Below are 24,715 nucleotides of genomic sequence, written 5' to 3' on the forward strand. Positions count from 1 at the left end.
GATGTTTCTAAGTTTTTTAGTGTCCGCCACCTTCGCTTTCAACGTGGCTGATTCCTTGTTTTTTCAAAATTTTAGGGCAGTAGAAACCGTAGAATGCTAAATAAGCAAAACCAATAAGTGGCACTACATAAGAGAAATGTGTCCATGTAATTCCAAAAATCCCTTCAGGTTTACTAAGATCAAGATCACAGATGCTTCCTTGTACTAAAGGAATAACTCCACCTCCTAAAATCATCATGATCAAGAATGAAGATGCTTTTCCTGTGTTTTTTCCTAAACCTGCGATCGCTAAATCGAAGATAGAAGGCCACATGATAGACAAGAATAATCCGCCTGAGATAAAGAAGAATTTAGCAATTGAGGGATCTGGCCAAACTAATCCGGCAATCATCATGGTGATTCCTGAAAGTCCGAAAAGCATTAATGTTTTTCCGGCATTTTTTCCTCCTACAAAACTTACTCCAATGAATACTAAAATCCAGATTGGGTAGATGTAGAATGAAGAAACGTCGTGTGCAGCAAAAATGTTAGCTCCAATAATTACTCCAAAAGCAATAGCCGGAACGATAAATTTTAAAGCAGTATTAACCAGGTTTGAAGTGTTGAAAACGTTAACACCACCATTCCAGCGTCCAATCATTAAACTTCCCCAGTAAAGGGCGATAAATGGTGCAATGGCATCTTCTAATACATTTCCAAACTCTGCTGTATGCAATAAAGCAGGTAAATTACTAATGATTGTTACTTCAGTTCCAACATAAATAAAGATTCCTAACATTCCTAAATACAATTGTGGGTAATCAAGAATGTTGAATTTTTCGTGAACTGTTTTAACCACTTCTTCCTCTTTTTCAGGATCTTCAATTTTAGAGAAGTTCATGAAAATAGCTACTGCGATAAAAGCAAGTCCAAGGATGATGAAAGGTAATTTGATATCTTCTAAAGAAAGTGATGTGTTTTTATTATCTCCCATTCCAAATAAAGCGATACCTAGTAAGATAGCACCAATAGTTGTTCCGAATGAGTTGATACCTCCTGCTAATGTTAAACGGTGAGCTCCAGTGTTTGGGCTTCCCATTTTAATAGCTAAAGGATTTGCTACAATTTGCTGAATTGAAAAACCTAAACCAACAGTAAACAAAGCGGTTAAGAAGAAAGGGAAACTTTCCATCGTTGCAGCCGGAACGAATAAAAATGATCCAACAGCAGAAAGAAGTAAACCAGCCGAAAGTGTTTTCTTGTAACCGAATTTTTGCAGAACATCTAATTTTAAAGAAACTAAAAAGAAGATTATTGAACCTACAAAATATGCAGCATAAAATGCCCAAGCAACTAGTTGTGACTGTACTTGAGATAAAGTAAATACTTTTTTGAATACTGGAATCAGGATGTCATTGGCAGAACCAACAAAACCCCAAAAGAAGAAGACGATTATCAATGAGATAAACTGTCCCCATTTGGTTTGAACATTTTCTGAACTCATAATTGTAATAAGGTTAATTTTTTAATAAATTGTTTTTTGAAGACCGTAAATATATTTGTTACGTAAGTCAAAAAAAAATTATTGATTGAAAATAATGTTAAATTTAAACCAACTACCTTATTTATTCAACAATGTGTTAATTTATTGAGAGTTAGAAATGTTAAAGTTTTATTCGAGAATTCTGTTTTTGACGTCTTTACTGTAATTTCTTCCAATAGGAATGGTGTAAGACTGTATTTGAATGCGGTTTCCTTCTATAGATTTTACTTTATTCAGTGCAATTACATAGGATTTATGGATGCGGAGGAAGCGATCTGCCGGCAATTCTTCGGATAAAGAGGTCAAGGATTTATGGGTAATGTAGGTTTTATCAGGCGTTACAACTTTGATATATTCTTTCATTCCTTCGATAAAAAGAATTTCTTCAATATTAATTTTCATCATTTTTTTATCGACTTTAATAAAAATATGAGAATCGCCTTTTGTGGTATCGATTTTAATATTGTTTTTTAAATTGTATTCGGTTGTAATTTTATTGATGCATTTTATGAATCTTGGCAGCGGAATAGGTTTTACTAAATAATCCAGTACATCAAGATCGTAACTTTCGGCAGCAAATTCCCTAAACGCGGTTGTAATAATAACTTTTGTTTTGTTTTCTATTAAGCTTATTAATTCAAAACCGGTCATCATAGGCATATTGATGTCTAAAAAAACAGCATCGACAGAAGTATTGTTTATAAAATCCAGTGCTTCCAGCGAGTTATTAAATGTCCCGATAACTTCAAAATCTGTAAAATTGTTAAAATAATTTTGCAGCACTTTTATTGCTAAAGGCTCATCATCAATCAATACACATTTAATCTTCATTCTGAATAGGTATTTGCAAACGTATTATATAGTAATTAAGTTTTGTTTTGTCTTTTAAGCTAAAATGATTCTTGTAGATTAATTTCAGCCTCTTCTTTGTATTTACTAAACCAATGCCGCCTTTAGATTTAAGATTTTGTGAAATTACAAAATTATTTAAGATTTCAAAGTCTAACATTTTGTTGTTGGTAACTTTACAATTGATTTTAATTTTTAAATTATTGTTGTTAATTCCGCCATGTTTAAAGGCATTTTCAACCAGAGAAATAAAGATTAACGGCGGTACAACAATATCCTCAATATTCGATTCTAAGTTGATGGTAACTTCTACATTTTCAAAGCGTAACTTTTCAATTTCTATATAATTCTGAATGTAATCAATCTCTTTGATGAGAGGCACAAACTTGGTTCCTTTTACATCATATAAAACATATTCCATCAAATTTGAAAGTTTGATGATTACATCCGGTACTTTATCTGAAGACTCTAATGATAAAGCATATAGATTATTTAATGTATTGAAAAAGAAATGCGGCTGGATTTGGTTTTCGAGATATTTGAGCTTGATTTTAAATTGATTTTCTCTCAAAGATCGGTTTCGTTCTCTTTCTCTAAGCCAGGTTAAAGTTAGATAAACAGATGATGCCATTGCTAACACATACAATTCTCCAATACAGACCGCTAAAATATGATTAATGTCAAAAGGATGATATTCTCGGTTGGCTTCCGGCCAGATATTTTCAGATATGATATAATAGGTTAAAACAGTCTTTAATAAATAAATCCCAAAAAGACTTGTAACTAAGGCTAAAGCGTAGGTAATATATTTTTGTTTTAGAACATATTTTGGCACTAAAATAAAAAGGTTGAAATAAACCAAAGGAATGTGCAGTGAAAATTCAATTAAATTCGATTTGAAGGAATAAGGATAGTCATTAAAATAAGCTCCCCATCTTAAAAAGTTGAGTGTGAAATAACTTCCCCAAAACCAAATGTGATTTTTAAGCTTTATATCGAATTTTAGTTTTTGGATTTCGTTCAACTTTTTTTTAACGTTTTATTATTGATTGTAAGGTTTTGTAATGAATGTGCAACTTTACACAATTACTGGCTAAATCACAATTCTTTTGAAAATTTTTTTGTAAAAAAAGCTTATTAATATTTTATTTAAATAGAATAACGATTTCGTAAAACATAATGTTGAATGTTTTACGTCGTTTGTTTAAAAAATAGAACCGTTTGTATAAATAATTTTTTTTAACAGTATCTTAACAATAATTTTATCTGCAACTAATCAAAACCATGATAAAAATGAAACAAATTATGTTAGCCCTTATGATTGTATTTACAGCGCAGGTTTCACTTGCACAAGTAAAGACAATCAAAGGTTTGGTAAGCGATCAAAATGGATTGCCGCTGCCGGGAGTAAGTATTATTATTCAAGGTACAAAAACGGCAAGTCAAAGTGATTACGATGGTAAGTATACGATTCAGGCATCTGCAGGAGATGTTTTGGCATTTTCGTATATCGGAATTAAAACTAAAACGGTAACAGTAGGAGGGGCAGCAACAATTGATGTTGTATTGAACCCGGATACACAAAACTTAAATGAAGTTGTGGTTACGGCGTTAGGGATTAAGAGACAGAAAAAAGAACTGGGTTATGCCGTTCAGGATGTAAAAGGTGATCAGTTAAGCAAAGTAATCACTACTAATGTAGCCAGTGCGCTTTCCGGAAGAGTTGCGGGTGTCGATGTTTCTATTCCGGCAACTGGGGTTGGAGGAAGTTCAAGAGTTATTATTAGAGGTATTTCCAGTATAGGCGAGAGTAACCAGCCGCTTTATATTGTAGATGGAGTTCCAATTGATAACTCAGGTTTGAATAACGATAGTGCCGCAGCCAGTAAATGGTTTGATGGAAGAGACAGTGGAGACGGAATTTCCAGTATCAATCCAAATAACATAGAAAGTCTAACGGTATTAAAAGGAGCCGCTGCATCAGCCTTATATGGTTCCAGAGCGTTAAATGGTGTTATATTAATTACAACTAAAAAAGGAAGCAAAGGAAAACTGCAAGTTGAACTTACCAGCGGTGTTAGTTTTGACAGAGTAAATGCCAAATATGATGATTTTCAATCTGATTATGGTACAGGAAGCCGTGGAACTTTACCAGATCCTGCAAAAGCACCAGATGAATTATATGGATATACGACAAGTTCTTGGGGGCCTAAATTTTCTGAAGCAGTAGGACAGCAGGTTAAAATTTTTGATGGTTCTATGAGACCTTATGCTAAAGTTGATAATAACATTCAGGGATTTTTTAAGACTGGAGTTACAACCACCAACGGAATTGCACTTTCTGGAGGTAGTGAAAATGCCTACGTTCGTTTTGGTTATAATAATCTGAAAAATGACGATGTTATTCCGGGATCTGGTTTAGAAAGAAATGATGCCAGTTTAAATGCTACTTTAAAATCGGACAAATTTACTTTGGATGCTAACGTAAATTATATGGTTGAAAATACGGAAAACAGACCTGGTTTAGGAGATTCTCCAAACAATGTTGGATATTCTTTAACTGGTCTGGCACCAAATATTGATCAGGCCTGGCTGAAAAATTACGGAAATCCGGAAACAGGAGAAGTTTATAAATGGAATAATAATATTTATCAGCTAAATCCTTATTTTACAGTAGATGCAAATCATAATTCATCTAAGAAAAACCGTTTTATGGGTAACGTTGCCGGAACTTATCAGTTTAAAAAATGGGTTGGATTAACTTTTAGAACTGGTTTAGATACTTATGTTTTTAGTTCTAAGGATTTTATGGCTCCAGGCGGTACATGGCCGGCAAGAGAGACTGGATATCTTGGTTTAGAAGATATTACGGTTTCTGAAATGAATACAGATATCATTGCTAATTTTAGCGAAATTAAACTGGCTGAGGATTTTACATTGTCAGGAATTTTAGGAACCAGCAGAAGAGATTTTAGAAGAATGCAAAACTCTAGTTTCGGAACAAATATTATTGAACCCGGGACTGAATATATCAGTAATTTTTCTAATCAAACGATAAATGCACCATCAGAAACTAAAACAAGAACCAATTCTGTTTACGGATCTGCTAAATTTGATTATAAAGGCTATTTGTATGCTGAATTTACAGGAAGAAATGACTGGTTCAGTGTTATTAATAAAGATGCTTTTTATCCGGGCGCTTCATTAGGTTTTGTTTTCTCTGATGCATTTGGTATCAAAAGTGATGCTTTTTCTTATGGAAAATTAAGAGCTTCCTGGGCAAAAGTTTCCAATGCACCCGGAGCTTATAAAAACGCATTAAACTATACAACTTATTCGGCCTATGACGGACAAAGTGTTGTGAATATTAAGAATACAGCCGCACCAAATGCTAATTTAACGTATCAGACGAAAAAAGGAATCGAGTTTGGTTTGGAAACTTCTTTCTTTAAAAACAGGTTAAGAGCAGATATTACAGTTTATCGTGAAGATACTTCAGATCAGACACTTGATTTAGCATCATCTGCAACGTCGGGATATGAATTTCTTTCGGTAAATGCAGGAGAATTGCGTAATGAAGGTATTGAAATATTTTTATCGGGCACACCAATAAAAACCAAAGATTTTGAATGGGGAATTGACTTAAACTTTTCTAAAAATAAAAACTCAATTCTTTCTTTACATCCAGACATTAACACTTACACTATTTCTGAAGCTCGTTGGGCAAATGCAGCAATTGTGGCACAAGTTGGCGGACAATACGGAACTATTATTGGAAAAGATTTTCAAAAAACACCTTCAGGAGAAATGATTGTTGATGCAAACGGACTTCCATTATACACTGATACTAAAGTTGCTTTAGGAAAAGGTCTTCCGGATTGGGCAGCTGGTTTAACCAATAGATTTTCATACAAAGGGATTACACTTCAATTTTTATTGGATATGAAATTTGGTATGGATGTATATTCTATGACGAATGCGGTTGCGGCAGGAAAAGGACTTTTGGATATTACAACAGAAGGACGTGATGCTTATAACGCGGCAAGAGCACAAGCTGCAGCAAATGACCCTAATTTTAATCCATCGACTTATGTTGCTACAGCAGGTTATGTAGCAAATGGAGTGGTAAATACTGGAACTGCTGATAATCCGGTTTATGTTAAAAATACAAAACCTGTAGATCCTCAGGCTTATTGGGGAAGTGTTTTTGATAACACTCCTGCACCTTTTATTTATGATGCTTCTTACGTTAAATTAAGAGAAGTAAGTTTAGGATATACTATACCAAAAAGTGTTTTTAACGGAGCAAAAATTAATTCAATTTATATTTCTGCTTTTGCAAGAAATTTGTTGACATTTAATAAAGATCTGCCAAACATTGATCCGGAATCAATGTACACTTCGGGTAACGGACAAGGATTTGAGTATGGCTCATTACCATCAAGAAGATCGTATGGTTTTAATATTAAAGTTACATTCTAAATAGTAAATTATGAAAATTAAGTATATAATAATAGCCTTAGCTGCAGTATTTACCACGGCAGGCTGTACAGAAAACTTTGACGAACTGATGAAAGACCCGGTTGCGTTATCACCAAACCCGGCTGGTCAGCTTACATTTACTCAGTTGTGTATGTCAGGGAACGGATTTTATCAGCACAGAACTAATTTAATATACTCTGGAGGTTTTGTACAACATTATTCTGGTTCATGGGCTGTAACCGAATATGGGGGTAAATTCAAGAAAAACGATGAATATGCAACTGCACTATGGAGAAGTGTTTATTCTAACGAAATGAAAAGTGTTGTAGATATTTTGGATAAAACCAAAAGTGACCCGGCGGCTTCAAATATAAATGCTGTAGCTAAAATTATGAAAGTAATGATTGCACAGCGATTAACAGATATTTATGGTGATGTCCCTTATTCAGAGGCTGGTTTAGGATTTTCTACAGGAATTGTAACGCCAAAGTATGATAAACAGCAAGATATTTACAATTCATTTTTTGCAGAACTGCAAGAAGCTTTTGTTCAGTTAAATGCTGGAGGAGGTTCGGTAAAAGGAGACTTGTTTTATGATGGAGATATCACAAAGTGGAAAAAACTTGCTAATACATTACGTTTGCGTCTGGCAATGAGAATTTCTGAAGTTAGTCCGGCAGAAGCTGAAAAGCAGGCAAAACTTGCTTTTCAAAATGGTGTTTTTGAAAGCAATGCTGACAACTGCATTATGCGTCATTTGAATTTTCCTTTTAATGATGATCCTGCTAAGCTTGATTTTAGAGGAAATGGATTGTCTTATGGTTTTATTTCAGATCAGCAAGGAGATCATTTTAGTTCTTTGTTAATTAATTATTTAAGAGATAATGGTGATCCAAGGTTACCAATGCTGGCGACACAAAAAAAAGTAAGTTCATCTGGGGGAGCGCCAAAACCTGGGGAAAGTTTATACGAAGGAGTTGTACCTGGAAGTTTTATATGGGAGGTTACAGGTGGAGGATCTGAATCAATATCCGATATTCAGCCTTACTATCAGCAGTTAACAACTCCATTTTTACATGTGAGTTATTCTGAATCGCAATTGTTATTAGCAGAGGCAGCTTACAGAGGCTGGGTTTCGGGTGAGGCAGCAGACTACTATAAAAAAGGAGTTGAAGCAGGTGTAAAACAATTAGAAATCTATGGAGCACCTGCTGCAAGTCAGACAAGTATCAATACATATTTGGCAGCAAAACCTTTAGTTGCGGGAACACAAAAAGAACAAATAGGAACACAGCTTTGGGTTACTTATTTATTCAATAGTATCGAAGCGTATTCAAACTGGAGAAGAACAGGATATCCTCATTTAGTGCCTATAACAAGCCCGGAATCTCAAACAGGAGGAGTTACACCTACACGTTTGTATTATCCAAATGACGAGATGCAGAAAAATGAGAAAAACTATTTAGAAGCTGTAGAAAGATTAGGAGGTAAAAACGACTGGACAGGTAAAGTTTGGTGGGATGTAAATTAGTAAAATTCCAAAATATAAAGTCATGCCTGATAAGGTATTATTTTCATTCTAATTAAAAATTAAAAACACTAAAGTTTAAATTCAAAATTATGATAAAAAATAAAGCCTTATTAGGCATCCTTTTTTTTATATGTTCGCTTACGGCGTACAGTTGTTCATCTGATAAAGAACTAAATTTAGAAAATTCAAAAAAGAAAACAGCACGAGTTGTGGGGTATTTATCTGCTGATAGTTTTGACAAAATACAATCCATACAGTTTTGTAAACTTACACACTTGAATATTGCATTTGCCAATCCTGATAAAACCGGAAATCTGGTTTTTAGTGGTGATATCGATGCGGTAACGAAATATGTAAAATCGGTTAACCCAAATATTGTTATAAGTATTTCGCTCGCTGGCGGCGTCATTTCTGAAGAACAAGCTGCAAATTGGTCTTTGTTGATTGATAAACCAGAAAACCGGCCGGCGTTTATTCAGAACATTCTAAAATTTGTAAGCGATCATAATTTAGACGGCGTTGATGTAGATCTTGAATGGGATGCTGTAACATCCGGATACAGCGGTTTTGTCGTTGAATTAAAAAAAGAACTGGCAAGTAAAAAAAAACTGCTTACAGCTGCACTTCCAAACAATACCCGATTTGTGAATATAAATTCAGAAGCATTAAATGCTTTCGATTTTATAAATATAATGGCGTATGACAGTACCGGGCCGTGGAGTCCAAATAAAGTGGAACAGCACAGTTCGTTTGAATTTGCAAAAGAAGGAATTGAATTTTGGAAGAAACAAAATGTTCCAAGTCATAAACTGACACTCGGCGTACCTTTTTATGGTTATAATTTTACTGATGCAGTAGTAACCAGTTCTACTTTTGGTGAAATAGTACAGACAGGAACGCAGTTTGCCGATCAGGATGAAATAGGTAAAATTTATTACAACGGCCGACCAACTATTTCGAAAAAAGTAGAATATGCAGCACAAAATACAGGCGGCATAATGATTTGGGAATTGGCTCAGGATTCTTTTGGAGAGTATTCACTTTTAGAGATCATTCATAAAAAATATACAGATTTAAAATACAAGAATTCAGGTATGTGCAATAATTAATTGTACTTCTTATATCTTTTTTTATTAATAAGTTTTTCGCTTCTTTTTATTCAATTTGATTAGAAAGAAGCATTACTTTTTTTATAAATATCAGATTTATAGATTGTTATTGATTTTGAATATATTTTAGTAAAATTTAAGTTTTTAAGAATATAATTGTTGTAAATGGGAATAATTCTGCTTTTTATAGAAATGAAAACGTTTTCGGGTAACGGATTGTTGATTAATTTATGTCGTTGGTTTAAACTTTATAGTAGTTTGTATAAATTATTTTTTTTAACAATCCCTTAAGAATAATTTTACATCATAACTAACAAAATAAATTAACATGAAAAAAATTTTCTTAATCTTTATGATTGTTTTTACTACGCAGGTTTCGCTTGCTCAGGTAAAAAATGTTAAAGGTGTGATTACAGATTCTGACGGGATGCCATTACCAGGTGCATCTGTTGCTGTGCAAGGAGGTCAAAAAGGCGCTACTACCGATTTTGACGGATTGTACTCAATCGAGGTTCAAAAAGGACAGACACTAGTTTTTAGCTATGTAGGTCTTGAAACACAAAACATAGTTGTAGGAGATGCTGCTACAGTTAATGTTAAAATGGTACAAGCGGCATCTAATTCTTTAAATGAGGTTGTGGTTACTTCACTAGGTATAAAAAGAGCTAAGAAATCGGTTACTTATGCTACTCAGGAATTAAAAGCAGAAGAACTAACAAGAGTTAGAGATGTTAACGTTATTAATACTATTGCAGGAAAAATAGCCGGTGTGGCTGTGACCAAAAGTTCTTCTGGTACAGGTGGTTCTACTAAAGTAGTTATTCGAGGTAATTCTTCTTTTACAAATAATCAGCCTTTGTATGTTATTGATGGTATTCCGTTATATAATGCAGGATCAGGTCAGCCTAATGGAACTTTTGGGGATTTAGCTGGTGGTAACAGAGATGGAGGAGATGTAGTATCACTGATTAATCCAGATGATTATGAAGGCATGACTGTTCTTAAAGGTGCTGGAGCTTCTGTTTTGTATGGTAGTCAAGGAGCAAATGGGGTAATTTTGCTTACTTCTAAAAAAGGAAAAGTAGGAGCAGAGACTTTCAATGTAGGATCTGTTACGACTTTTGATACGGCAGCTTATTTACCAAAATTTCAATCAGATTATACTTCTGATCCAGGAAGCCAATTATCTTGGGGTGCTAAACAGAAAGTAAAAGATGATGTTAAAGATTTTTTTGAAACTGGAGTTACACAAATAACTTCGTTAGCTTTTTCGAAAGCTACAGAAGGATCATCGACGAGTTTGACTTATGCAAATACAGATGCTTCGGGAATCATTCCAAATAATCATTTAAAGAAAAATAACTTTGGTGTTCGTCAATCAGGAAAATTTTTCAAGGATAAATTAAATGTTGCCGCTACAGGTAATTATACTACTCAAACAATTGATAACAGACCTACAAATGGTTTGTACTTTAATCCAATAAACAGTGTTTACTCTCATCCTAGAGCATATACTTTAAATGATTTAAAAACTTTTGAAGTATTTGATCCGGTAAAAAATATGATGGTTCAAAACTATCCTGGTGTTAAGATTGATGATAGTAATGAGAATCCTTATTGGCTTATAAATAGAGAAAAAACAGTAGATACAAACAACTTTTTTAATGGTTCTATAGCTTTAGATTACAAAGTTGCGGAGTGGTTTCATTTAACATCTAGATATAGTTATAATAGAAGTGAAAGTAATTTCCAAAAAAGAATGTATGCATCAACTGCCGAAGCTTTGGCTCATCCAACAGGCAGGTATATTAATGCTAGCTTAATTGGAACCCAAAATTATGCTGATTTAATTGGTTTAATCAATACTGATTTTTCAGATAAATTTTCTTTTAATGCTACAATTGGAGCAAGTATCAATAATTCTAGAACGACTGGTCTTACTATAGATTCAGGAATTGGTGGAGGTTTAAATTATGATAACATTTTTACTTTAGGAAATTTTGTTAATAATAATGGAAACGTTCAGACTGGTTCACAAAGAGAAGTACAATCAATATTTGCGGCTACTACTTTTGGATATAAAAATTATTTATACTTAGATGTTGCAGCTAGAAATGACTGGTCTTCCACATTGGTGAATACTGATAATCCTAGTTTCTTTTATCCTTCTGTAGGTATTTCGGCTATTTTAAGTGAAATGACAGCAATGCCAGAGTGGGTGAGTTACGGAAAGGTACGTGCTACTTATGCACAAGTAGGTAATGATATTGCCGCTTTTATTACTAGTCCAACGTCTACTATTGTAGCAGGAAGTATAGTAAATCCTCCAGTAGGACCAAAACCAGGCACAACGTTAAAACCAGAACTTAAGTCTGAGATTGAATTAGGTACAGAGTGGAGAATGTTTAACAATAGATTTGGTTTTGAATTTTCGTACTATAATTCAGAAACTAAAAATCAATATATTCAAGTTCCTGCACCTTCAACAAATCCATTTGGTTATACTAATTATGCTATTAATGCTGGTAGTATCACTAATAGAGGTTTTGAAGTGGTAGCTAATGCTGGTATAATTAAAGGTGAAAAGTTTTCTTGGGACTCAAGTCTTAACTTTTCTACTAACAAAAGCAAGGTAAATGATATCCCCGCAGAAACTCCACAAGGAAGAATTATTCTAACAGATCCAGGATCTAATAGTTATAGATATTCACTAATTGAAGGTAGACCATTTGGAGTTATTGAAGGAAAAAATATCTTAAAAGACGCTCAAGGAAGAATATTGCTTGATGAAAATGGAAAAATACAAAAAACAGATTGGGAAGAAATTGGAAGTGCAAACCCAGACTTCATGTTAGGCTGGTCTAATACATTTAAAATTGGAGCTTTTACTGCGAGTATTTTATTAGATGGACGTTTTGGAGGTGAAGTTTTAAGTTTAACAGAAGCAATTAACGATGCAAATGGTGTTTCTAAAAGATCAGGCGATGCACGAAACGCTGGTGGTGTGCCAATTAATGCAGTATTACCTAACGGTACAGCTGTAACTACAATGAGTGCATATGATTACTATAATGGTATTGGTGGTCGAAATGGTGCATCTGGAGAGTATGCATATGATGCGACTAATGTTAGTGTAAGAGAGATTTCGATAGGATATACTTTTAACAAAAAAGCTATTCCATTTGTACAATCAGCAAGTTTGTCATTAATAGCAAGAAATTTATTCTTTATTTATAAAGATGCTCCTTTTGATCCGAATATTGCTTTAAGTACTGGAGAAGGTTTACAAGGTGTTGATGTATTTGGTTTACCATCAACAAGAAGTATCGGTCTTAATTTAAACATAACTTTCTAATCTAAAAGAAATCATGATATCAAATAAAATAAAAAAAACAGCAATATGCCTTTCCTTACTAGCGGCATTTAGCTGTACAGATAACTTTGAGGAAATTAATACAAACCCAGTTGGGGCAGGTACCTCAGATTTAGAGCAAAACTTTAATAATATTAAAAGTTTGTTTAAGCCAAGTTTTAACAGAATGTACATTTGTGATGTAACCTGGCAGTATCAAATACAACAGAGTTTACAAGCAGATGGATGGTCTGGATATATGATCACTCCAAACCCTTTTAAATATGTTGAAATAAACAATAACTACGTATTAAATGAAGGATGGAATACTTATGCTTGGGATGATGCGTATGTTAATATTATTGCGAATCTTTATAAGGTTGAGCAAAGAGCAAAAGGTAAATATGATAATTTCTATTCGTGGTCTTTAATTATTAAAGCTGTTGCAATGCAAAGAATTACAGATATGTATGGCCCGGCTGTAATGTCAAGTTACGGATCAGATGGACCTGCGGTTTATGACTCACAGCAAGAGATTTATACTCAAATGTTTAAAGATTTAGATTTTGCAGTAAATGATTTAACAGCTAGAATTACTGCAGGAGAGGCATCGGTTTTTGAAGGAACTGATTTGTCTTCTTATAACGGAAAATATGCACAATGGGTTAAATATGCAAACTCTATGCGTTTAAGACTAGCAATGCGTATCTCTAAAGTTGACCCTGCACTGGCAAAAACGGAAGCAGAGAAAGCAGTGAATCATCCATTAGGAGTTATGGTTACAAATGACGATGTTATGAAGATAAAATCTCCTGTAGATCTTAATGTTATCGATCAAATGAGCCATTCTTGGGCAGGTTTATTTATGGGCGCAGATATGGAGTCTATTTTAGGAGGTTATGAAGATCCTAGAATTTCTAAATATTGGGAAACATCTGCAATTTCTCCAGGTGAATATAAAGGAGTTAGGACAGGTATTGTATATCCTACTGCAACAACATATGCCGCATTTTCGCAAACAGGTCCAAGAACAAAAACTGGAGAAATTACTTGGATGTCTACTGCTGAAGTATATTTCTTAAGAGCAGAAGGTGCATTAAGAGGATGGAATATGGGTGGAGATGCTCAAAGCTTATATGAAAGAGGTATCAAAGCTTCTTTTGAACAAAATGGAGTAGCTGGTGCAGAAGCTTATATTGCTGATAATACTAAGACAGCTAAAGATTATGTTGACTTAATTGAGCCTAAAAATAACACACCGGCTATAAATAATGTAACTGTTGCTTGGGGAGCTGATAAAGAAACAAATCTTCAAAAAATTATTACTCAAAAATGGATTGCTACTTATCCTGATGGACAAGAAGCCTGGTCTGAATACAGAAGAACAGGTTACCCAAAATTATTTCGAATTAATAACAATCAAAGTGGAGGTGTTATCAGTACTGAGTTTGGTGTTAGAAGATTACCTTTTACACAATCAGAAAAAGCTAACAATCCTAAAGGAGTTGAATCAGGATTAACAAAACTTGGAGGTGCAGATACTGGTGCTACGAGACTTTGGTGGGATGTTAATGCTCCGAATTTCTAAAAATAAACATCAAAAAAATATAAGATTTTAAGTTTGGTTAGCAAATGGTGCAAGCAATGCAAATTGCTTGTGCCATTTCAAAAACCAAAATTGTATATACCAAAAAAAGAAAAGAAATGAAAAGTGCTTTAGAAATAAAACCTGATATCAGTTATAAGAGCGCCGGTAAATTTGAAGAAACAAGATTTGAGAAAATTCACAACGAGATCTTCAAAAGTTCAGCTGAAGCTTCGGTAATTGTAGCAGAGGAAATTGCTCAATTGATTAGATCTAAGCAGGAAAAGAATAAATCTTGTGTGCTTGGACTTGCAACAGGCTCTTCTCCAATAAAAGTATATGAAGAATTAGTGAGAATGCACAAAGAAGAAGGACTGAGCTTTCATAATGTAATCACTTTCAATCTGGATGAATATTATCCAATGAGTAGAGAAAACAATCAGAGCTATCATTATTTCATGCATCAGCATCTTTTTAATCATATTGATATTAAACCTGAAAATGTTAATATTCCTGATGGAACAGTATCTATTGAAGAACTCAATCAATACTGCATCGACTATGAAATGAATATTAAACAAGCGGGCGGACTTGATTTTCAATTATTAGGAATCGGTCGTACAGGCCACGTTGGTTTCAATGAACCGGGATCACATATCAATTCGGGAACCAGAATTATCACTTTAGATCATATTACAAGAGTAGACGCTTCATCTGACTTTAACGGAATCGACAACGTTCCTAAAAGAGCCATTACGATGGGGGTTTCTACCATTATGAGATCGAAAAGAATTGTATTAATGGCTTGGGGGCAAAACAAGGCCGATATCGTTAAAAGAACAGTGCAGGGAGATATCAGCTCAGAAGTTCCGGCTACATTTTTGCAGAATCATCCCAATGCAACTTTTGTACTGGATCAGTCTGCAGCATCAAAATTGACACGATTTAAAACGCCCTGGCTGGTTGGAGAATGTATTTGGACACAGGAATTAAAAAGTAAAGCGATTGTTTGGCTTTGCCAGAAAACAAACCAGTCTATTTTAAAATTGACAGACCGTGATTACAACAACAACGGAATGTCAGATCTATTAGCACAAGAAGGTTCTGCTTACGATTTAAACATCAATATGTTTAACGTATTACAGCACACCATTACAGGATGGCCGGGCGGAAAGCCCAATACCGATGATTCACATCGTCCGGAAAGAGCCAATCCGGCAAAAAAACGAGTTATCCTTTTCAGTCCGCATCCAGATGATGACGTGATTTCAATGGGAGGAACTTTTTCAAAATTGATAAAACAAGGCCATGATGTACATGTTGTATATCAAACCTCCGGAAATATTGCCGTTACAGACGATGAGGCATTGAAATTTGCTGAGGTCTGCAACGATTTTGCAGGCGGAAATCTACCAAAAGACATCAACTTCAAATCCGTTATTGAGTTTTTAAATAACAAATCAGAAAATCAGATTGATTCTCTTGAAGTTCGAAAATTAAAAGGCTTAATCAGAAGAAGAGAATCTTACGCGGCAACAAGATACATTGGATTAAAAGATGAAAATACACACTTTTTAGATCTTCCGTTTTATGAAACAGGACAGGTAAAAAAGAATCCGTTAGGCGTTGAAGATATTGCCATTGTAAAAGAAATTATTGCGAGAATAAAACCGCATCAGGTTTTTGCGGCCGGCGATTTGGCAGATCCGCACGGAACACATGAAGTTTGTCTGAATGCGATTTTTGCCGCAATGAAAGAACTGAAACCTGAAAAATACATGGATGACTGCTGGTTATGGCTTTACAGAGGAGCCTGGCACGAATGGGATATTCATGAAATTGATATGGCAGTCCCGCTTTCTCCATCAGAAGTATTATTGAAACGCCACGCCATTTTATATCACCAGTCTCAAAAAGACCGAGTTATGTTTCAGGGAAATGATTCAAGGGAATTCTGGGTTAGGGCAGAAGACCGAAATAAAAATACCGCAATTCTGTATGATGAATTAGGATTGGCAGAATATGAAGCTATTGAAGCTTTTAAACGTTTTGATTATTAAAGTTGTTTTAAAACCGATTCGGGTGAGAGCGAATCAAATTTCAAAATTCAGTTTGACCTCGCGATAGGTGAGGTAAAGCAGAAGTCATTCTGAGTTTTGTTTTTTTATCTAATTTCCAAAGATGCCTAAAAAGTATCGAATCAAAAAAAATTAAAATGAAATATCTATTTGTACTACTATTAGCAGGCGTAACAGCAAACGCTCAAATTAAAAAAGAGCAGTTAAACCTTATGCCCTGGCCTCAAAATGTTGTTGTAAACGACGGAAATTTTACATTAACCAAAAACTTTAAAGTAAATATTTCCGGAAATCCTAATCCTAGAATTTTTGGAGGAGTAACTCGCTTTTTACGCCGATTAGATGGTAGAACAGGTATTTTTTTTGAACAAGGTTATATTACAAAATTAAATGAATATCCAAATGCTGAATTGCAGATCAACTGCGATAAAAGCGGAAAAATTGGTTTGTATGAAGACGAAAGCTACAGCTTAGATGTAAAAGCTAACAAAATTACAATCAATGCAACGAGCGATTTAGGAGCTTTGCATGGATTGGAAACCTTATTACAATTACTTCAAAATGACAGCAAATCGTTCTATTTTCCGGTTTCTCAAATCTCAGATTTTCCAAGATTTACATGGAGAGGTTTAATGCTTGATGCGTCAAGACATTTTCAGCCTGTTGATGTAGTCAAAAGAAATCTAGATGCATTGGCAGCCGTAAAAATGAATATTTTTCACTGGCATTTAGTTGACGATCAAGGCTGGAGAATTGAAACTAAAAAACATCCAAAATTAATTGAATTAGCTTCGGATGGATTATACTACACACAGGAGGAAATTAGAAATATTGTAAAATATGCCGATGAGCGCGGTATTTTAATTGTTCCTGAAATAGACGTTCCGGGTCATGGATCAGCCATACTTACCGCTTACCCGGAAATTGGAAGCAAAGTGATTACACTGACTGGAGGAACTTCTGAAAAAAATATTCAAGGTACAGCAATCTCTACCTATGGAATTGAGAGAAATGCTGGTATTTTTTCACCAACATTAGATCCTTCAAATCCTAAAACATATAAAATATTAAGTGAACTTTTTGACGAAATATGCCCGCTATTCCCTGGAGCCTATTTCCATATTGGAGGCGATGAAAATGAAGGTAAAGACTGGGATGCCAATCCAAAAATTCAAGAGTTTAAAAAGAAACATAATTTAAAAACGAATCACGAATTACAAACTTATTTCACGATGCAATTGGCTCCTATGCTTAAAAAACATGGAAAACAATTGATGGGATGGGAAGAAATTCTAACAAAAGACCTTTCAAAAGAAGCAATCGTTCACTCTTGGAGAGGTCCAAACGAAGGTGTAGTTGCTGGACAATCATTAGTTGATGCCGTAAAAAAAGGATATAAAACCGTATTGTCAAACGGATTTTACATCGATTTGATGTACCCAATTGCGAGCCATTATTTAAATGATCCAATGCCAAAAGGGGCTGCTTTATCTACAGAAGAAAAAGCAAGAATTCTGGGAGGTGAAGCCACAATGTGGACAGAACTTACAACGGCAGCAACAGTAGATTCAAGAGTTTGGCCAAGAACAGCAGCTATTGCCGAAAGATTATGGTCTGCAGAAAATATTACAGATGTTGCCAATATGCGCAAACGTCTTGAAACGGTTTCATTTAGACTAGAAGAATTAGGATTAACACATATTAGAAATAAAGCTGTTATCCTTAGAAATATTGCTAATAATCAAAATATCAAATCGATTAATGAGTTTTCAAATGTTTGTGAACCATTAAAAGGATATACAAGAAATAAAGGTGGAACAGAATATCAAATGTATTCTCCGTTTACACTTTTTGCAGATGCTTGTACCCCTGATGCAAAAGATTCTCTGGCTTTTGACGAAGCAGTTACTCAATATCTGGCAAATAAATCAGCAGATAATAAAGCAAAAGTGGCAGCATTTTTTAATAAATGGATTTCTGTTAATAAAGGGTTAGTCGAATTAAGCGCCAATGCGCCTTTAGTACAGTCTATTTTGCCTTTGTCTAAAAAATTAAGCGATGCATCGCAAGAACTGCTTTTGGTATTAGATAAAAAATCGACTTTAAAAGCAGCAGATTTAAAAAGTTTAGTAGAACAATGTAATACAAAAGATCATGCTGACGTAGAATTGTCAGTTTATGAAAGTTTAAAGAAATTAATTTAAGGTTTGGTTTGAATTAGTATTTAGTAAGTTTAAGTTACAGTGTTGTTTTAAGAGTGCTGATTATCTCTGCCAAAAACATTTGGCAGAGGTAATTATAGTTAAACTTTCCCATTTTTTTTATTCCGAATCAAACAAAAAACTTCAAAAAAAAGCATTAAAAAAATAACCATTAAAGGAGTATTAACATTTAAAAACCAAATAGAAAGAATAGAATTTTTAAAACATGACAAAACAGAGTTAGAATTGATGAGTAGTCCCAAATTTATCAGTTGTATTTAATTTAATTTTTTTGAAATTATAAATAAATATCAATCACTACTATTTGCTATTGATTATGAAAGAATCGGTAATAGTAATATTTATCTATAGAATGTAATTTGAGTTTATTTCCAGTCGACAGCAGCCTTCCAACCTGCAGTTGAGCGAAACCCGGAAGCTTTAAAGCTTCTGCGGCCCAATTATTTATTTTCTATTAACCAATATTTATTAATTATGAAACATTATTACAGATTACTCTTTTTGTTACTGTTTCCCTTACTCGCGTCGGCACAGCCAGCCCACGGTAAAAAAGTAGTGGGATATTATGCGCAATGGTCTATCTATGCAAGGGATTTTAACGTTCCCAAGATTGATGGAAGTAAAATTACGCATTTAAATTATTCTTTTTATGGTACAACGTATGATCCTGCTCATCCGGAGAATACAAAATTAAAATGTTTGGATACTTATGCCGATTTTGAGCATATGGAAGGCGGAATCCCTTGGGATGCTCCTGTAAAAGGAAACTTTTATGACTTAAAGAAGCTTAAGGAAAAGTATCCGCATTTAAAAATTCTAATTTCTGTTGGAGGCTGGACAAAAGGTCAGGATCTTTCTCCAATTGCCGCCAGTCCGGCAGCAAGAGCTGCTCTCGCAGCAGATATGGTAAATTTTATTGCCACTTATCCTTTTATCGATGGATTCGACATCGACTGGGAATATCCTCTTTCTGGAGGAACTGATGGTACTGAAATTGTGAATGGAGCGCCTGTTCCTCCGCAAAAATACAGTCCTGATGATAACAAAAATCTAGTGCTTTTATTGAAGGCAATGCGTCAGGCAATGCCAAATAAACTGGTTACAATTGCGGCGGGAAACAATGTTAGAAATGTTTCTAAACAATATTTAGGACCAAACAACAGATCACAATACGGAATGACAGAAGATATTTCGACTTATTGCGATTATATTACTTATTTTGGATATGATTTTGGAGGGAACTGGTATGATAAGACTTGTTACAATGCGCCTTTATATGCCAGCGGAAACACAAATGATCCATTATATGGCGCAGCACAATCAGAATCATTAGATGAATTAACAAATCAATATTTAAACGTGATTGGTTTTCCTGCGAATAAATTAATCATGGGATTACCTTTCTACGGAAAAAAATTCGATAACGTTGCCACAAATTCAACAAACGGATTGTTTGTTGCAGCACCAAGATATATAGTTCCCGGATGTACAAATCCACAAAATCCAACAGGAACATGGGATGGTTCTGGAGCTTGTGAAAAATCAGGAAGTATTGAAATATGTGATTTAGTCGGAAATCCGGTTACCAATTCACATGCTTATCTGGATCCAAGTACCATGATGGTAACTCCGTCTGCAGCTTCGGCAGGGTGGGTAAGGTATTTTGACAATACAACTAAAGTTCCTTATTTATACAACTCAACTTTAAAACAGTTTATTTCTTATGAAGATAAACAATCAATGGATTTAAAGGTTCAGTATATAAAATCGAGAAATTTGGCCGGAGGTATGATTTGGGAATTGTCTCAGGATACCAGAGGTGCAATTCCAAATTCATTATTGAATCAGGTTGATACTTCTTTTGGAAGCGTTGTTCCGGGAACAGTAAGTATTTCGGGTTCTGTAAAAAATGGTTCAGCTTTAGTATCGGATGTTACAGTTGAATTACGCAATCCAAGTAATGCTGTTATTCAGACAGTGGTTTCTACTAATGGAAATTTTGCATTCAATAATTTAACTTCGACACAAAATTATACATTGACAGCTTTAAAGGCGACTTATACATTTACTCCTGTAACTTTAATAAACGTTACGGTAAATCAAACGGCAATTGTAATTAACGGAACTCAGCCGACTTATACAGTAAGCGGAACTGTTCTTAATGGTACAACACCAGTTTCAGGCGTAACAGTTTCGGCAGTTTCGGGAAGTACAACATTAACAGCAGTTTCAAATGCAAGCGGTGTTTACAGCATTGCAGGATTAACAGCAGGATTAAATTTCACTGTTACAGCGGCAAAATCCGGATTCTCTTATACTCCGGCTTCAACTGTATATAATGCAATTGACTCAAACAAAACTTTGAATTTTACTCAAGGTGCGCCAGTTGTTAATTATACAGTAAGCGGTACAGTGTTAAATAATACAGCTCCGGTTTCTGGCGTAACGGTAACGGCTTCTTTCACAGGAGGAAGTTATGCTGCAGTTACAACTGCAAGCGGTACGTATTCTCTTAGCCTGCCTTCCGGCGGAAATTATACAGTAACTGCTGCTTTAACAGGGCAGACATTTACGCCGGCTTCAACTGTTTATTCTAATTTGAATGCCAATAAAACATTGAATTTCACGCAAGATGTTGTGGTAAGCACAAATAAGATCAGCGGAACAGTTAAAAATGGAACAAATCCGGTTGCTGGTGCCAAAGTAGAATTGGTTTTACCTTGGACAGATAACACACACAACTGGAAAAGTGTTATTGCTGTAACAGATGCACAAGGGAAATACAGTTTTGATAATTCAGTTGTAGCAGGTTATACAACAGTTACAAGTTTGAAATTAAATTCTTGGGAGAATGGTGAAACAGCTTATTTTCCAAATAACCTGGCAAACTTCGCAGTTCCTGCAAATCCCACGGTTTACAATTTTAATACAAGTTCTACAGCAAAATCAGCATTGGCTGCAGCCACAAACTTAATCAGTGGTAGTGTTAAAAACGGAACAACTCCGGTTGCTGGTGCAAAAGTAGAAATTGTTTTACCTTGGACAGATAACACGCACAACTGGAAAAGTGTTTTGGCAACCACAGATGCATCAGGAAATTATACTTTCGATAATTCAGTTGTAGCAGGTTATGCACAAATTTTAAGTTTGAAATTAAATTCTTGGGAAAATGGTGAAGTGACTTATTATCCAAATAACTTAGCCAACTTTGCAGTTCCTACAACTCCAACGGTTTATAATTTTAATAGACAATCGGTGGTTGCGACTAAGCCGGTAGTTACGATTACAGCACCAACAGCTTCCGCGATTGCTATAAATTTAGGGACAGCAATTAATTTTGTTGCAAGTGTTGGATTAAGTGCAGTGGATGCCACTACAATCTCATCTGTTGTATTTAGTTTAGATGGACAAAGCTTAAGTGCTAGTAATTCTTCGGGAACTTATACCGCAAGTTGGACACCAGCAGCAAATCAGTTCGGAGTTTCTCATACTTTAACCGTTACGGCTACTGCATCAAACGGAACAACAGATTCAAAAACATATAGTTTTACATTAAATTGTTCAGGTGCAAACTGTCCAAATACATTGCCTGTAATTACTTGGAATTCACCATCGAATACTACTGTAAACCAAAGTTCTTTTCAAGTTGTGCCAATTTCAGTTACAGCTGTTGATAGTGACGGATCGGTTTCAGGAGTTACTATTACAATAAATGGAGGTACATTTAACATGACAGCAGGTACAAATAATACCTATACGTATAATTTTACACCATCTGCTTATCAGGATTATCCAGTTGTAATCAAAGCAACCGATAATAAATCTGGTATAACTACATTAAACAATACAATTAAAATTGCTCCAGTGAGCACTAATAGATTCATTCCGCTTCCATCTAAAATTATTTTAGGATATGCGCATTCTTGGGAAAATGCTTCTGCTCCATTTTTATATTTTTCTCAAATGGTGGGAAGTAAGTTTAACGTAGTTGATTATTCTTTCGTAGAAACAGTTAATCGTGATGGTTATACACCAGTATTAACTACTAATGACACTAGATATTTGACGAATGGTGTTTTCAATAAGCAATTGCTGAAAAATGATATAAAATCCTTAAGAGATAGCGGTGTTCCTGTTATTGTTTCTATTGGAGGTCAAAATGGTCATGTTGTTTTGGACAATGTAGCTCAAAAAAATATTTTTGTTAATGGTCTGAAAGCAATTATTGATGAATATCAATTTGATGGAGTTGATATTGATTTTGAAGGCGGATCGATGAATTTTAATGCAGGAGGTTTAAGAGATATTTCTTATGCGGGTATTTCTGCTTATCCAAGATTAAAAAACGTAGTAGATGCTTTCAAAGAATTAAAAGCTTACTATGGCCCTGGATTTTTACTAACTGCAGCTCCGGAAACACAATACGTACAAGGAGGATATTCTACCTATACTGATACTTTTGGTTCCTTCCTGCCAATTATTCAAAACTTACGTAATGAACTAGATTTGTTAGCTGTACAATTGTATAATACAGGAGGAGAAAATGGATTAGATGGCCAATATTATGGTTCAGCTAAGAGAGCAAACATGGTAACAGCCCTAACAGATATGGTGATAAAAGGATATAACATTGGTACAACAGGAATGCATTTTGATGGTTTAGCACCCTCAAAAGTTCTTATTGCATTACCAGCTTGTCCAAGTGCAGCAGGCAGCGGTTATATAACGCCGGCAGAAGGAATTAATGCTATGCATTATTTAAGAACCGGAACCACTTTTTCAGGAAGAACATATACTATGCAGCCAGGCGGACCATATCCTTCTTTAAGAGGTTTAATGACTTGGTCTGTAAACTGGGATGCATCTTCTTGTGGTAATTCATCTGAATTATCTAAAGCCTATGCCGCTTATTTCGCTTCGCAGTCAGCAGCAAAAACATTAGTACTTGACGATATTTCAGCTAAAAAGACAGCAACGATAGCGTATTTTAAAAATAATGCATTATCAGTTTCAAATGAAAATGAGGATATCGCCCAAGTTGATGTTTTCAATATTTTGGGACAAAATTTAGTAAGTCACACAAATGTTCAAAATAATAAAGAAGTACTGCTTCAGAGTCATAGTTTCTCATCTAAACAATTGTTTTTAGTAGTAGTAACAGACAAAGCAGGAAACAAAAAATCATTCAAAGTAATGAACTTTTTAAATTAATTACAATGATTGAAAGCTTAGAAATAAAATGTTTGGGACGGTTAAAATTGAGTTTGGTTATTTATTTTTTAATCTATTTTTATTTCGAATAAATGCATTGAATTGAGGAGATTTGTTATTTGGTTTTCTCCTTGAGGATCGCATTATGAACCTGGCAATTTTTATTGCCAGGTTTTTTTATGGTTAAAACAATTTCTAGTAATTGTTTAAGCTTCTAGATAAGGATCTAAAGTTTCTGCAAGTCTATTAAGCCAGTAAAAATTATCATCGATATTCTTTATTTCAGATTCTACAGTTTCGCATCCTCTCATAACGCATAGCGAAAGTGCATTGTTTACTTCTCGTAACATTTTTGCCATTTCTTTGCATTCAATACTGTTATTAAAAAAATCTTTTAATCTGGTTTCAACTTCGTTTGAAATGTTTTCTGTAATCATTATCTTGTTTTTTTCTGTAAATATATTAATTTTTGACACAAATTTGTGTCATATTAAAAAATAATTGTTATGACTTTTGAAATATGAATATTTCAGAAGAAACTTTTATTGTAAATCTCGGAATTCACATTAGACAATTACGTGAAAAAAGAGGGTTATCTCAGCAAGGTTTGGCTGATGATTGTGGTATTCCACGGAATCAAATTGGCAGAATTGAAAGAGGTAAAATAAATACAGGTATAAGAACTTTTATTAGAATTGCAAATGCTTTTGATATTGAACTTACAGAATTGCTAAGCTTTCATTTGAAATAACTTCAGCAAAAAAAATCTGCTAA

At 34.4% G+C, this 24,715-nt stretch carries 13 protein-coding genes; 9 read left to right on the forward strand and 4 right to left on the reverse strand.

Annotated elements, in window-relative coordinates; translation table 11 throughout:
* Window positions 1–16: 16 nt before the first annotated feature.
* The 3 genes from L1276_RS20865 to L1276_RS20875 all read right to left on the reverse strand — a co-directional run bounded on the left by L1276_RS20865 (window position 17) and on the right by L1276_RS20875 (window position 3,395).
* Window positions 17–1,483 (reverse strand): MFS transporter, encoded by a 1,467-nt coding sequence (locus tag L1276_RS20865; protein ID WP_253791264.1) that lies wholly within the window; start codon window positions 1,481–1,483, stop codon window positions 17–19.
* Between the two features lie 168 nt (window positions 1,484–1,651).
* Complete coding sequence (locus tag L1276_RS20870; RefSeq protein WP_253791266.1) at window positions 1,652–2,353, reverse strand: LytTR family DNA-binding domain-containing protein; 702 nt, start codon at window positions 2,351–2,353, stop codon at window positions 1,652–1,654.
* Entirely contained in the window at window positions 2,343–3,395 is a 1,053-nt protein-coding gene (locus L1276_RS20875) for a sensor histidine kinase (protein WP_253791268.1), read from the reverse strand. Before L1276_RS20875 ends, L1276_RS20870 begins: the two co-directional genes overlap by 11 nt.
* Before the next feature lie 269 nt (window positions 3,396–3,664).
* On the opposite strand from L1276_RS20875, the gene L1276_RS20880 reads away from it, so the two are divergent.
* The 8 genes from L1276_RS20880 (at window position 3,665) to chiA (ending at window position 23,941) form a co-directional block, all read left to right on the forward strand.
* Window positions 3,665–6,853 carry a SusC/RagA family TonB-linked outer membrane protein gene (locus L1276_RS20880; protein WP_253791270.1) on the forward strand — a complete coding sequence of 1,063 codons (3,189 nt, stop codon included), beginning with the start codon at window positions 3,665–3,667 and terminating at the stop codon, window positions 6,851–6,853.
* 10 nt (window positions 6,854–6,863) lie between these two features.
* Window positions 6,864–8,384: a SusD/RagB family nutrient-binding outer membrane lipoprotein gene (locus tag L1276_RS20885; protein WP_253791272.1), complete on the forward strand. Its 1,521-nt coding sequence runs from the start codon at window positions 6,864–6,866 to the stop codon at window positions 8,382–8,384.
* Window positions 8,385–8,473: 89 nt separating this feature from the next.
* Window positions 8,474–9,493, forward strand: coding sequence for a glycosyl hydrolase family 18 protein (locus tag L1276_RS20890; RefSeq protein WP_253791274.1), 1,020 nt, complete (start codon window positions 8,474–8,476; stop codon window positions 9,491–9,493).
* Between the two features lie 328 nt (window positions 9,494–9,821).
* Window positions 9,822–12,848, forward strand: a complete 3,027-nt coding sequence (locus L1276_RS20895; RefSeq protein WP_253791276.1) for a SusC/RagA family TonB-linked outer membrane protein — start codon at window positions 9,822–9,824, stop codon at window positions 12,846–12,848.
* A gap of 13 nt (window positions 12,849–12,861) precedes the next feature.
* Window positions 12,862–14,433: a RagB/SusD family nutrient uptake outer membrane protein gene (locus tag L1276_RS20900; protein ID WP_253791278.1), complete on the forward strand. Its 1,572-nt coding sequence runs from the start codon at window positions 12,862–12,864 to the stop codon at window positions 14,431–14,433.
* A 116-nt stretch (window positions 14,434–14,549) separates the two neighbouring features.
* A complete protein-coding gene (nagB, locus tag L1276_RS20905) occupies window positions 14,550–16,490 on the forward strand; it encodes a glucosamine-6-phosphate deaminase (RefSeq protein WP_253791280.1) in 1,941 nt (646 codons plus the stop codon).
* A 155-nt stretch (window positions 16,491–16,645) separates the two neighbouring features.
* Window positions 16,646–18,712, forward strand: coding sequence for a beta-N-acetylhexosaminidase (locus L1276_RS20910; RefSeq protein WP_253791281.1), 2,067 nt, complete (start codon window positions 16,646–16,648; stop codon window positions 18,710–18,712).
* A gap of 492 nt (window positions 18,713–19,204) precedes the next feature.
* Entirely contained in the window at window positions 19,205–23,941 is a 4,737-nt protein-coding gene (gene chiA, locus L1276_RS20915) for a T9SS-translocated chitinase ChiA (RefSeq protein ID WP_253791283.1), read from the forward strand.
* Window positions 23,942–24,147: 206 nt separating this feature from the next.
* Here chiA and L1276_RS20920 read toward each other — a convergent pair whose 3' ends face one another.
* Window positions 24,148–24,378: a hypothetical protein gene (locus tag L1276_RS20920; protein WP_253791286.1), complete on the reverse strand. Its 231-nt coding sequence runs from the start codon at window positions 24,376–24,378 to the stop codon at window positions 24,148–24,150.
* A gap of 83 nt (window positions 24,379–24,461) precedes the next feature.
* Here L1276_RS20920 and L1276_RS20925 point away from each other — a divergent pair, with 83 nt between their 5' ends.
* Window positions 24,462–24,692 (forward strand): helix-turn-helix domain-containing protein, encoded by a 231-nt coding sequence (locus L1276_RS20925; RefSeq protein WP_253791288.1) that lies wholly within the window; start codon window positions 24,462–24,464, stop codon window positions 24,690–24,692.
* The last annotated feature ends 23 nt before the right edge of the window (window positions 24,693–24,715 follow it).

The organism is Flavobacterium sp. HSC-32F16, assembly GCF_024171645.1.
Taxonomy (GTDB): Bacteria; Bacteroidota; Bacteroidia; order Flavobacteriales; family Flavobacteriaceae; genus Flavobacterium.